We start from the raw sequence: 12,921 nt of genomic DNA, 5'->3' as shown, positions 1-12,921 counted from the left end.
AATATTATATTGAAATTTCTAAATTGTCATAGGCTAAAAACACATTTTTAGGTAATTTTTTTTGAACTTCCCCATGAAATCCTAAAAGATGACTTATATGTGTTAAATATGCTTTTTTTGGTTGTACCAAAGATATAAAATCTAAAGCTTCTTCTAAATTAAAATGTGTATTATGAGGTTCCTCTCTTAAACAATTAACTACTAATACTTTACATTTTTTTATTTTTTCAATTTCAGTTTGATCTACTTTTTTAACATCTGTTAAGTAAACAAAATCTCTGATTTTATATCCAAAAACCTGTAAATTACCATGCCAAACATTAATAGGTTCTATTATTTGGTTTTTAATTTTAAAGCTTTCATTTTCTTTAACTTCAATAGGAATAACAGATGGAGCACCAGGATACTTATTTTCAGATTCAAAAATATAATCAAATCGTTTTGCTAAATTTTTAAGGACTCTAGTATGTGCATAAATTGAAATATCACCTTGTTTAAAGTAAAAAGGACGAATATCATCTAATCCAGCAGTATGATCTGCATGTTCATGAGTAATTAATAATGAATCTATATACTGACATTTTGAAGTTAACATTTGTTGTCTAAAATCGGGACCGCAATCTATAACTATTGAAAAATCATCTGAATAGACCCATACAGCCACTCTTAATCGCTTGTCTTTTTTATCTTTACTTAAACACACCGAATGATTACTTCCAATAACAGGAATACCTTGAGAAGTGCCAGTTCCTAAAAAATATACTTTTATATCATTCATACTTCACAAAAATAAGAATATTTGTAGTAGTTTTTATCATTTTAATTAACTTTGCATAAAGTAAGAATCAACCACTGCAAATACCAATAAAAAAACACTTTAATGAAAAGTATAATTACAGACATAAAAGTAAGAGGAGATAAAGTTATTGAACAAATTCCTTCTATAAAAGATAAAGCCTTACGAATCAATTTAAATGAGAGCATATATGGAACCTTCGCAGAGATTGGTGCAGGCCAAGAAACGGTTCGTCATTTTTTTAGAGCAGGTGCTTCATCAGGAACTATAGCTAAGGCTATGTCTGCTTATGACAAAGACTTTAGTGATGCTATTTATGGTGTTGAAGATGATGGAAGATATGTTACTGAAAGTAGGCTAAAAAAAATGTTAGCACATGAAAATCAGTTAACAGAAGAGCGTTTAAAAAGAGACAAACATCCAAATAAAATATTTTTTAGTTATGCAAACACTGTTGCTACAATAGATTTTGCAAAACAATATAAAGGACATGGATGGGTTGGTATTAAATATCAAGTTGAACCAGATGAAGATTATAACGAAATAACACTTCACATTCGTTTTAAAGAAACAGATGCTAAACTTCAACAAGAAACATTAGGTATTTTAGGAGTTAACCTAATATATGGTGCTTTTTATAAATATAATGATCCTAAAAAATTATTACGTTATTTATACGATCATTTAGATAAAGATCAATTAGAAATTGATACTATCAATTTTTCTGGTCCTCGTTTTGCTGATGTAGACAATAGACTTATGAGTCTGCAATTAGTTAAAAATGGAATGACCGATGCCGTAATGTTTGGTCCAGATGGTCATAATATATTACCTGCTGCTGTTTTATATAAAAAAAATATATTAGCACTAAGAGGTAGTTTTAGACCTGTAACTAAAGTAAACATGAATATGTACAAAAAGTCATATAATATGTTTATTGAAGAAAAGAAAGTAGATCCTGAAAATACATTTGTAGTTTTTGAAATTACACTTTCAAATTTAAAAGCAGAAGGAGAAATTGACGAAAGAGACTTCTTAGATAGAGCAGAATTGTTATGTTCATTAGGACAAACTGTTATGATTTCTAATTTCCAAGAATATTTTAAAGTAGTTGAATATTTCTCTAATTATACAAAAGCAAGAATGGGACTTGCAATGGGTGTAAACAATTTAGTAGACATATTTGATGAAAAATATTATCGCCATTTATCTGGTGGAATACTTGAAGCGTTTGGTAAACTATTCTATCGTGATTTAAAGGTTTATTTATATCCAATGAAAGAAGATGATGGAACTATTGTAAATTCTGACAACTTAAAAGTACATCCTAGAATGAAAGAATTATACAAATTCTTTAAATTCAATGGAAAAGTAGTTGATATAACCGATTTCGATGAAAAAAATTTAGATATTTTCTCAAGACAAGTACTAAAAATGATTGGAAATGGAGAACCAGGTTGGGAAGAAATGCTTCCAGAAGGAATTCCTAATTTAATAAAAACACATCAATTATTTGGTTATCAACCAGTAAAAGATAAAATAAAGTAAAACCAAAAAGTGCCAAGTTTTTACTTGGCACTTTTATTATTTCAATATTTGAGCTGCATGCTCTTTTGTCTTCACTTTTTCTATAACTTCATCAATAATTCCATTTTCATCAATTATAAAAGTAGTTCTATGAATTCCATCATATTCTCTTCCCATGAATTTTTTTGGTCCCCAAACTCCAAATGCTTCAATGACTGATTTATTTTCATCTGCTAATAAAGGAAAAGGCAATTCATGCTTTTCAATAAACTTTGTTTGTGCTTTTGCACTATCTGCACTAACTCCTAATAATGTATAATTATTAGCCTTAAAACGCTCAAAATTATCTCTCAAATCACACGCTTCTGCCGTACAACCTGGTGTACTTGCTTTGGGATAAAAGAAAACGACTAACTTTTTACCTATATAATCTTCTAAAGTATGTTTTTTTCCATTTTGATCTAACCCTGAAAAACTAGGAGCTTTATCCCCTTTTTTTAATGTTGTCATTCTATTTTGTTTAAAGTGTTTAAAGTTTAACTTTGTGTAAAGTTTATTAAACTATAAAAATACAAAAATGACGAAGACTGAGAAAATAACGTTTGTTATAAATACGTTAAACGAATTATATCCCGAAATTCCTATTCCACTTGACCATAAAGATCCTTATACATTATTAATTGCGGTTTTACTTTCTGCTCAATGTACTGATGTAAGAGTAAATCAGATAACACCTTTATTATTTGAAAAAGCAGATAACCCTTATGATATGGTGAAAATGAGCATAGAAGAAATTAAAGAAATTATACGTCCTTGTGGCTTATCACCTATGAAATCAAAAGGGATACATGGTTTATCTGAAATATTAATTGAAAAATATAATGGAAAAGTTCCTCAAAGTTTTGAAGCACTAGAAAGTTTACCCGCAGTTGGTCATAAAACCGCTAGTGTAGTTATGAGTCAAGCATTTGGAGTTCCTGCTTTTCCAGTAGATACTCATATACATCGTTTAATGTATCGTTGGAATTTAACAAATGGAAAAAATGTTCAGCAAACCGAAAAAGATGCAAAACGAATTTTCCCAAAAGACCATTGGAATGATTTACACTTACAAATTATTTGGTATGGAAGAGAATATTCTCCAGCTCGTGGTTGGGATTTAGAAAAAGATATTATCACCAAAACCATTGGACGAAAATCAGTTTTAGATGAATATAAAAAGAAAAAGGCTTCATAAAAGAAGCCTTTTTCTTTAATTTGCTATAATTTCAAATGAAATTTTATTGATTTTAACAATACTTAATGATCTTGAATAATTAAGTAGAAATGAAATCGTTTCTTTTTTTGGTAACATACCTTTAGATTTTGATTTCTCTTTTGAGTAAAGTTTTGCCATAGGAAATAATAATTGTTTTCATCTATAACGCAACAAAAAATCAAATATTGTTTTAGGCAGTTAAAATAATTTGGTTCTTTTCAATAACTTTTCTCAAATTCATTATTGCATATCTCATTCTACCTAATGCAGTGTTAATGCTTACACCTGTTGAATCTGCAATTTCTTTAAAACTCAAATCTTGATAAATACGCATTATTAAAACCTCTTTTTGATCTTCAGGAAGTTCATCTATTAGTTTGTTTAAATCATTTTCAATTTGTTCGGTTATAATTCTGTTTTCTACATTTAAACTAGAATCAGACAAAAAAGAAAATACTGAGAATTCTTTCGAATCTCTTTGCATAGGCATTCTTTTAGATTTTCTAAAATAGTCAATTACTAAATTGTGAGCAATTCGCATAACCCATGGTAGAAACTTCCCTTCTTCATTATATGATTTTGTTTTTAAAGTCTTTATAACTTTAATAAAAGTATCTTGAAATATATCATCACAAATATCTCTATCTTGAATTTTGGTATAAATAAAGCCGTAGATTTTTGATTGATGACGTTCTATTAGAACTGACAAAGATGATTCATCACCTTCAATATATTTTTTAACAAGAATTGCATCAGAAAGTGCAAGATTATCCATAATAAATAACTTTTAGTTAAATTGCATTAGTATCTCTAAAAGTATTTTTTTGCTATAGGCTAATCTTTTTGGTTAAAGTGGTTATTTCGTTTCAAAAATAAAGCATTTATTCTCTACTTACCAAATTATTTTTAACTTTTATTCTAATTTATTACATAAAAATCAAAAAAAACATGATAATGAGGCTATTATGTTAATCATATTATTACTTTATTACATAAAAAACTAACTATTTCTTAATTATTTTATTCTGAATTAATAGTATATATAAAAACACACAACTACATTATAATATTGGCTAATGTTCTTAATTTATGTAAGTTTGCAAATCTTACAAAATAACAATGCAAACAACTGACTTTTCAAAACTTGAACCTAAAAAAAATATTTTAATAAAAGGTGCACAATTGCATAACCTTAAAAATATTGATGTTGCTATTCCACGGAATAAACTTGTTGTTGTTACAGGATTATCTGGTTCAGGAAAATCGAGCTTAGCATTCGACACTTTATATGCAGAAGGACAAAGACGTTATGTGGAAAGTTTGTCTTCTTATGCAAGACAATTTTTAGGTCGTTTAGATAAACCTAAAGTTGAATATATAAAAGGAATTGCTCCTGCAATTGCAATAGAACAAAAAGTAAATACTACTAATGCTCGTTCTACCGTAGGAACTTCTACAGAAATTTATGATTATCTTAAATTATTATTTGCAAGAATTGGAAAAACATATTCTCCAGTTTCAGGAAAAGAAGTAAAAAAAGATACTGTTTCAGATGTTATCTTAGAAATAAAAAAATTCGAACAAAATAGCAAATGGTTACTCTTATCTCCTATTCATTTAGAAGAAGGTAGACCATTAGAAGATAAATTAAAAGTATTATTACAACAGGGTTTTTCTCGTATTTTGATAAATAATGAAATGGTTCGTCTTGATGAAATTGACCAACATTCATTAGATAATAAAGACATTTTATTAGTTATTGATAGAATTATTGTAAAAGAAGAAGAAGAATTTTTTAATCGTTTAGCAGATGCCATTCAGACTGCTTTTTATGAAGGTAAAGGAGAATGTTTTTTACAAGAATTAAATACAGAAGTAAGACATCATTTTAGTACTAATTTTGAACTTGATGGTATTACCTTTTTAGAGCCTAATGTCCATTTATTTAGTTTCAATAATCCTTATGGAGCTTGTCCAAAATGTGAAGGCTATGGAAATATTATTGGTATTGATGAAGAATTAGTAATTCCAAATACTGCACTTTCCGTATATGAGAATGCTATTTTTCCTTGGAGAGGAGATACATTAAGTTGGTATAAAGAGCAATTAGTTAATAATGCTTATAAGTTTGATTTTCCTATTCATAAGCCTTTTTTTGAGTTAACTAATGAACAAAAACAATTAATTTGGGACGGAAATAAATACTTTACAGGTTTACATGATTTTTTTACTGAATTAGAAGAGAAAAATTATAAAATACAAAACAGAGTTTTACTTTCTAGATATAGAGGAAAAACGAAATGTACTGTTTGTAAAGGAAAAAGACTTAGACCTGAAGCAAATTATATTAAAATTGCAAATAAAACAATTACAGAACTTGTTGATTTGCCTATTATAAAATTAATTACATTTTTTAAAGATTTAGAATTAAACGAATATGATGCAAAAGTTGCAAAAAGACTTTTAATTGAAATAAATAATCGTTTATCTTTCCTTTCTAATGTAGGATTAAGTTATTTAACTCTAAATAGGAATTCTGCAACGCTTTCAGGAGGAGAATCACAACGTATTAATTTAGCCACTTCACTAGGTAGTAGTTTAGTTGGTTCAATGTATATATTAGATGAGCCTAGTATTGGTCTACATCCAAAAGATACTGAGCAACTAATAGAAGTATTGAAAAACCTACGTGATTTAGGAAATACTGTAATTGTAGTAGAACATGATGAAGACATCATGAAAACAGCAGACATGATCATTGATATAGGTCCTGAAGCTGGAACAAATGGCGGATATTTAGTTGCACAAGGAACTTATGAAGAAATATTAAAAGCCGATTCGTTAACTGCTAAATATTTAAATGGACAAGAAAAAATTGAAGTTCCTAAAAACAGAAGGAAATTCAAAAATCATGTAGATGTAATTGGAGCAAGAGAAAATAATTTACAAAACCAAGATTTTACTTTTCCATTAGATTGTTTAACCGTAATTACGGGTGTTTCTGGTAGTGGAAAAAGTACATTAGTAAAAAAAATATTATTTCCAGCTATTCAAAAAAAGCTAGAAGGTGTTGGAGATAAACCAGGTCAATTTACAGAATTATCGGGTAATTTTTCAAATATAAAACACATTGAATATGTAGATCAGAATCCTATTGGAAGAAGTTCTCGTTCAAATCCTGTTACTTATATCAAAGCTTATGACGATATTCGTGATTTATTTTCTAAACAAAACATATCAAAATTAAGAGCTTATCAACCTAAACATTTTTCATTTAATGTAGATGGAGGTCGTTGCGAAACCTGCAAAGGAGACGGACAAGTTACTATTGAAATGCAATTTATGGCCGATGTACATTTAGAATGTGAAACATGTAATGGAAAACGCTTCAAAAAAGAAATTTTAGAAGTTACATTTGAAGGAAAAAACATAGATGATGTTTTAAAAATGACAATTGATGAAGCTTTAGCATTCTTCAAAGAGTATAATCAAACAAAAATTACGCAAAAATTACAGCCTTTACAAGACGTTGGGCTAGGCTATGTACAATTAGGTCAATCTTCTTCTACTCTATCAGGTGGTGAAGCACAACGTATTAAACTGGCTTCGTTTTTAGTAAAAGGAACGATAAAAGACAAAGCACTATTCGTTTTTGATGAACCTACAACTGGTTTGCATTTTCACGATATCAAAAAACTATTAAAATCATTTGATGCTTTAATTGAAAAAGGACATTCTATTATTGTTATTGAACACAATTTAGATTTAATAAAATGTGCTGATTATATTATAGATATAGGTCCAGAAGGTGGTGAATATGGTGGAAAATTAATGGCTTTTGGTACTCCAGAAGAAGTAGCAAATAATAAAAATTCAGTTACTGGGAAGTATTTAGCTGAGAAGTTATAGATTGTAGATTTGAAAATGAAAACTATTTTGAAAAAACCTTTTTTTATTTTTTGGATTTTTGTCCCAATAATTTTAATTATTGGATTTTTAAACACTAAAAAAAATATTGAAGTAAATATTCATGACACGTATTATATCACAACCTTTAAAACACTTTCGTTTATTGTTAGTCTTTATTTTTGTTTAATTGGTTTGGTATATTTTTTATTTAATCATTTTCAAATTAATTTAATTTCTTTTTTAACTAAAACACATCTATTGATTTCATTGATAACATTTCCTACAATTTATTTAGTAAGTTTGTTCTATAAAAATGAAATTAGTTATGATATTTTTACCATTTTAAAGAATGATGAATTCAATGATAAAATAACATATACAATGATTGGTGTTTTAATTTTATTCATTTTAAGCCAATTACTTTTTGTTTTCAATCTTTTTTTCTCACTTATAAAAAAATGAACATAAAACTACTCACTATAGGAAAAACAGACAATAAAAACTTGCAATCATTAATAGATGAATACACAAAACGTTTGTCTTTTTATGTCAAGTTTGATGTAGAAATTATTCCAGACATTAAAAACGTAAAGAATTTAAGTGAAGCCCAACAAAAAGAAAAAGAAGGTGAATTAATTCTTTCAAAAATTACATCTACTGATCATCTTATTCTTTTAGATGAAAATGGAAAAACATTTTCAAGCATTGGCTTTTCAGAATTTCTTCAAAAAAAAATGAATGCTGGTATTAAAACATTAGTTTTTGTAATTGGTGGTCCTTATGGGTTTAGTGAAACTGTTTATAAGAATGCAATAGGTAAAATTTCGCTTTCAGAAATGACATTTTCACATCAAATGGTACGCTTGTTTATTATTGAACAAATTTACCGTGGCTTTACTATATTAAGGAATGAGCCTTATCATCATCAATAAACTAAATTAATTTTAGTTTTTACTTTCATTTTTTTTTGTTATTCTTATTTTTTAGTATATTTTTAACAAAAATTAACACTAAAAACACTTACTAAATTTTAAATTTTATGAAAAAAATTATTTTTGCATTGTCCCTATTTGCCTCATGTGTGTCTTTTTCTCAAATTAAAGTTATTGAAACTACTCCAATTATTAGATTAGGAGCTATTAATCAAAATGATATGTTTATCCAAAATGAGGGTGATCAGTACATTTTTACATATAAAAATATTGAGAAAGAAGAAGAAACAAGTACAAGAACTTTTTCTTTTAAAGATTTAAACAATGATTACAATAATTTATATGATATAATTGTAAACGGATTTAATGCAGATCCTTTACTAGATATAAAACTAGAATTACCAAAAGAATTTGTATGGTTGCATTTTTCTAAAAATTTAGATCGTACTTATGTTCAATTCATGTGTAAAAACAAAACAAATGAAGTTACAGGTGTTTCTAAAGCATTTAGTTTAGATCAAATTACTAAACTTTTCCAAAAGAATAAAATCTAAAACAATATTGTTTAAATAGTAAAAGGCTTGATTTTATATAGAATCAAGCCTTTTTTATTTATAATTTACAACCACATTCAGGTAATTTATCTAAATCATAAATAAACTCGTAAGAAGACAATTGAATCGTATTTGACGTTAATTGCCATGCTAAAATTTTATCTTGAATATAATGGTCAAAACTTAAACGCTTATCAAAATTTAAATGAATAATTGTTATTTTTCCATCACTCATAAAATCAGAAAAGTCTTTAATAAAATCAACTAATTCTTCTCTTGAAATATCATTTCCATCAACAGTAATTTTATTTTCATGATTAAAATTAATAGTCAAATTATTATAAGCTGAATATAAATCGGCATGTTCTTTAATATAAAACTTAGAAAAATTATTATCATATTTATATTGCACTTCTGTAAATGGTAAAAAAGCTAAATTTTGCTTTGTACTATCAGCATAAGAAAAAACATTTATAGCGGCTTCGTTTTTGTGTGATGCTTGCTTTTTTTTCTTTTGTAAATATTTAACTTCAGGAATAACTAAATCTAGTGGTAATCGTTTATCAATATTAAAAATCCAATTTGTTGTACTAATACTATTTTTTGCATTAACTTCTGCTATAGTATCATTATCCTCTACTCTAAAGAACATATAAATAGGTGAATGATCTAAAATTTCAGTCATCACTGAAGCATTCGTTTTGGGTAATTGAACATCTTCTTTTTTACAAGAAATAAAAAGTAGAACTAAAATTACTAGACTCAATTTTCTCATTATAATAATATTTATTTTCATTTTTATGGTTGCTTCAATTTAATTAGCATTTAATACACTATTTATTTTAATACATTCTACTGCTTCTTTCACATCATGAACTCTTAAAATATTAGCTCCCTTTTGTAAAGCAATTGTGTTTAAAATAGTGGTTCCGTTTAATGCTTCTTCAGGAGTGTTTTCTAATACTTTATAAATCATTGATTTTCTAGATATTCCTACTAAAACTGGCAACTCTAAAATAGAGAAAAAATCCAATTTTTGCATTATTTCATAATTATGTTCTATTGTTTTTGCAAAGCCAAAGCCCGGATCAATAATAATATCATTCAAACCAAAACTTCTTGCTTTATTTATTCGTTCTGAAAAATAAAACATCATTTCTTTTACAACATCTTCATAATTTGCTAAGGATTGCATCGTTTCAGGATTTCCTTTCATGTGCATCATAATATAAGGAACTTGTAATTTCGAGATTGTTTCTATCATTTTTCCGTCTAACAAACCTGCCGAAATATCATTAATAATTGCTGCTCCATTTTCAATACACTTCTTGGCTACTTCACTTCTAAAAGTATCAATAGAAAGTAAAATTTCAGGAAACTTTAATAGAATTAATTCTAAAACAGGAAGTAATCTGGCTAATTCTTCCTCTTCTGAAACAAACTCTGCTCCTGGTTTTGAAGAATAAGCACCAATATCAATGAAAGAAGCACCATCATTAAGCATTTTTTCAACTCGATTTAAAATTGTCGACTCACCTTTATATTTTCCTCCATCAAAAAAAGAATTTGGTGTAATATTTAAGATTCCCATTACTTTAGGAGTAGATAAATCGATTAAATTTCCTTTACAATTTATTGTCATATCAATTTCATTTTTTTCTCTTTTCCGTTTCGTCTTTGTTCTTTCTTCTTATTTAATTACTTTTGAAAAAATTTACTACAAAGATATCTAAATAATGAAGAATACTTCACAACAATATGATGCTATTATAGCAATTTGTCGCGATTTGTTTGCTAAAAAAACAAAAGACTATGGCACAGCTTGGAGAATACTACGTTTGCCATCATTAACAGATCAAATTTTTATAAAAGCGCAACGCATTCGCAGTCTTCAAGAAAATGAAGTTCGAAAAGTAGATGAAGATGAAACTTCCGAATTTATTGGAATTATTAACTACTGCATTATGGCTCTTGTACAAATTGATAAAGGAATTGCTACACAACCAGATTTAGAATATGACGAAGCAATACAACTGTATGATGAAAAAGTAGCTTTAACCAAAGAATTAATGGAAAACAAAAATCATGATTATGGTGAAGCATGGCGCGATATGAGAGTGAGTAGCTTAACGGATTTAATTTTGCAAAAATTACTTCGTGTGAAACAAATTGAAGATAATAAAGGAAAAACTTTAGTTTCAGAAGGAATTGATGCCAATTATCAAGATATGATTAACTATTCCATTTTCGCTCTAATTTTAATGGAAAATAATCATTAACATCAAATTAACAAATCATTTACAATTAGTAGCATTATAAAAAAGTATTTTTGAGAAAATAGAATTTATGAGAAATATTATTACACAATTTTCACGCGTATTTGTTGGTCTTTTATTTATTTTTTCGGGTTTAATAAAACTAAATGATCCTGTAGGATTTTCATATAAACTTGAAGAATATTTCAATGCTAATGTTTTAAATATGGAATTTCTAATTCCATTTGCTTTAGTAATTGCTTGTTTTGTAGTTATATTTGAAGTTGTACTTGGCGTGATGTTATTAATAGGTTTTAAACCCAAATTTACTGTTTGGAGTTTATTAGCTATGATTGTGTTTTTTACTTTCTTAACTTTTTACTCCGCTTATTTTAATAAAGTCACAGATTGTGGATGTTTTGGAGATGCTTTAAAACTAACACCTTGGGAATCATTTTATAAAGATATAACACTTCTTTTCTTTATTTTAATCTTATTCTTTAATCAAAAATTCATTAATCCATTATTAGGAAAAACACCTATGAATTTAACCGTTTTTGCTGTGTATTCACTTTGTCTGTTTATGGCATATTATGTATTACAACATTTACCTATTAAAGACTTTAGAGCATATAAAGTAGGAACTAATATTAGAAAAGGAATGGAAATACCAGAAGGAGCTCAAAAAAGTGAGTATGAGATGGTATTTATTTATAAAGTAAATGGTGTTGACACTGAAATTAGTTACAAAGATGTTATGGATAATAAAGTTCCTGAAGGAGCTGAATTTATCGATAGAAAAGATAAATTATTAAAACAAGGATACGTTCCTCCTATTCATGATTTCTCAATAGAAAAAGATGGATCTGACTATATCGATAGTGTTTTAGATGAACCAAAAGTAATTATGTTCATTTCTTATGATTTAAATAAATCTAAACAAAAAGGAATGAAAAAATTAGAAGAGTTTCATTTAAAAGCAGCAGAAAAAGGATATTTAGTAATTGGAATGACAGCATCAGACGTTGAAACAATAGAAAAATATAAAAAGGAATACGGACACACTTTTGATTATTATTTTTGCGATGCTACAACTCTAAAAACAATTGAAAGAGCAAATCCTAGTATTGTAGTTTTAGAAAAAGGAACTATTATTCAAAAAGCGCATTTTAATGATATAGACAACGTTAAACTGAAATAATGCGTTTGATTAAATGTTTCATAATTACAATAGTTCTTTTATTTATAAGTTGTAATGATATAACAGATTGTCTCTTTGATATTAAACCAAATATAGTAGATAATGGTTTTGTTGATGGAATTGTTTCCCAAAATTATGAAGATTACATTACTGTAGACATACAAAATGCTAACTCTTCAAATTATGAAATTGATAATGTTGAAATTGAAGGGAATTTACCTAGTGGTATTACATCTTTCTTTAATGGCAGAAAGGTATATTTTGAAGGAATTCCAACTGCAATAGGGACCTATGATTTTAATATAAAAATTACAGTTTTATATGTAAATGATTATGACAATGAAAACAATGATGATCATTTATGTGGAAATACTACCAGTAAATCATATAGCATTAAAATATACTAACGTTGGTATTTAAGTTAGAATTCTAACGAAATTTTGTATTTTACATTTAATTAAGAAATTTAAAATTTAGAAAACGTAAATT

The 12,921-nt window shown here is 27.1% G+C and carries 14 protein-coding genes; 8 read left to right on the top strand and 6 right to left on the bottom strand.

Translation table 11 applies throughout. The annotated features are described in order from the left end of the window. Positions 1-4: 4 nt before the first annotated feature. Positions 5-769: an MBL fold metallo-hydrolase gene (locus LXD69_RS14175; protein WP_246918887.1), complete on the bottom strand. Its 765-nt coding sequence runs from the start codon at positions 767-769 to the stop codon at positions 5-7. Positions 770-889: 120 nt separating this feature from the next. Here LXD69_RS14175 and LXD69_RS14170 point away from each other — a divergent pair, with 120 nt between their 5' ends. Further along, complete coding sequence (locus LXD69_RS14170) at positions 890-2,344, top strand: hypothetical protein (protein ID WP_045967479.1); 1,455 nt, start codon at positions 890-892, stop codon at positions 2,342-2,344. Positions 2,345-2,380: 36 nt separating this feature from the next. Here the strand turns inward: LXD69_RS14170 and bcp are convergent, their stop codons facing one another. Continuing rightward, positions 2,381-2,833 (bottom strand): thioredoxin-dependent thiol peroxidase, encoded by a 453-nt coding sequence (gene bcp / locus LXD69_RS14165; RefSeq protein ID WP_246915876.1) that lies wholly within the window; start codon positions 2,831-2,833, stop codon positions 2,381-2,383. A gap of 67 nt (positions 2,834-2,900) precedes the next feature. On the opposite strand from bcp, the gene LXD69_RS14160 reads away from it, so the two are divergent. After that, positions 2,901-3,560 carry an endonuclease III domain-containing protein gene (locus LXD69_RS14160; RefSeq protein WP_045967393.1) on the top strand — a complete coding sequence of 220 codons (660 nt, stop codon included), beginning with the start codon at positions 2,901-2,903 and terminating at the stop codon, positions 3,558-3,560. Positions 3,561-3,575: 15 nt separating this feature from the next. On the opposite strand, the gene LXD69_RS14155 is transcribed toward LXD69_RS14160, so the two are convergent. Both LXD69_RS14155 and LXD69_RS14150 read right to left on the bottom strand, forming a co-directional pair. Beyond that, positions 3,576-3,719 carry a hypothetical protein gene (locus LXD69_RS14155; RefSeq protein WP_200894124.1) on the bottom strand — a complete coding sequence of 48 codons (144 nt, stop codon included), beginning with the start codon at positions 3,717-3,719 and terminating at the stop codon, positions 3,576-3,578. A gap of 52 nt (positions 3,720-3,771) precedes the next feature. After that, entirely contained in the window at positions 3,772-4,356 is a 585-nt protein-coding gene (locus LXD69_RS14150; RefSeq protein WP_045967394.1) for an RNA polymerase sigma factor, read from the bottom strand. A gap of 344 nt (positions 4,357-4,700) precedes the next feature. On the opposite strand from LXD69_RS14150, the gene uvrA reads away from it, so the two are divergent. From uvrA to LXD69_RS14135, 3 genes are all read left to right on the top strand, one after another. Next, positions 4,701-7,490 carry an excinuclease ABC subunit UvrA gene (gene uvrA, locus LXD69_RS14145; protein WP_246915875.1) on the top strand — a complete coding sequence of 930 codons (2,790 nt, stop codon included), beginning with the start codon at positions 4,701-4,703 and terminating at the stop codon, positions 7,488-7,490. Between the two features lie 458 nt (positions 7,491-7,948). Further along, positions 7,949-8,422, top strand: coding sequence for a 23S rRNA (pseudouridine(1915)-N(3))-methyltransferase RlmH (rlmH, locus tag LXD69_RS14140; RefSeq protein ID WP_045967397.1), 474 nt, complete (start codon positions 7,949-7,951; stop codon positions 8,420-8,422). Positions 8,423-8,529: 107 nt separating this feature from the next. Further along, positions 8,530-8,976 (top strand): hypothetical protein, encoded by a 447-nt coding sequence (locus LXD69_RS14135; RefSeq protein ID WP_045967398.1) that lies wholly within the window; start codon positions 8,530-8,532, stop codon positions 8,974-8,976. A 58-nt stretch (positions 8,977-9,034) separates the two neighbouring features. Here LXD69_RS14135 and LXD69_RS14130 read toward each other — a convergent pair whose 3' ends face one another. Together LXD69_RS14130 and folP are read right to left on the bottom strand one after the other, a co-directional pair. Further along, the gene (locus tag LXD69_RS14130; RefSeq protein WP_200894125.1) at positions 9,035-9,772 is read right to left on the bottom strand and encodes a hypothetical protein; all 738 of its coding nucleotides are present in this window, start codon (positions 9,770-9,772) and stop codon (positions 9,035-9,037) included. Between the two features lie 18 nt (positions 9,773-9,790). Further along, entirely contained in the window at positions 9,791-10,618 is an 828-nt protein-coding gene (gene folP / locus LXD69_RS14125) for a dihydropteroate synthase (protein ID WP_246915874.1), read from the bottom strand. A 94-nt stretch (positions 10,619-10,712) separates the two neighbouring features. Here folP and LXD69_RS14120 point away from each other — a divergent pair, with 94 nt between their 5' ends. From LXD69_RS14120 to LXD69_RS14110, 3 genes are all read left to right on the top strand, one after another. After that, positions 10,713-11,255 (top strand): DUF1599 domain-containing protein, encoded by a 543-nt coding sequence (locus LXD69_RS14120; protein WP_045967401.1) that lies wholly within the window; start codon positions 10,713-10,715, stop codon positions 11,253-11,255. A gap of 67 nt (positions 11,256-11,322) precedes the next feature. Then, on the top strand, positions 11,323-12,432 hold the full coding sequence (locus LXD69_RS14115; protein WP_045967402.1) for a BT_3928 family protein: 1,110 nt from the start codon (positions 11,323-11,325) through the stop codon (positions 12,430-12,432). After that, positions 12,432-12,839 (top strand): hypothetical protein, encoded by a 408-nt coding sequence (locus LXD69_RS14110; RefSeq protein WP_045967403.1) that lies wholly within the window; start codon positions 12,432-12,434, stop codon positions 12,837-12,839. The genes LXD69_RS14115 and LXD69_RS14110 overlap by 1 nt, the downstream gene beginning before the upstream one ends. The last annotated feature ends 82 nt before the right edge of the window (positions 12,840-12,921 follow it).

This window comes from Flavobacterium sediminilitoris, assembly GCF_023008245.1.
GTDB lineage: Bacteria > Bacteroidota > Bacteroidia > Flavobacteriales > Flavobacteriaceae > Flavobacterium > Flavobacterium sediminilitoris.
Note: the sequence above shows the minus strand (reverse complement) of the source record. Positions and strands in the feature narration are given on the sequence as shown.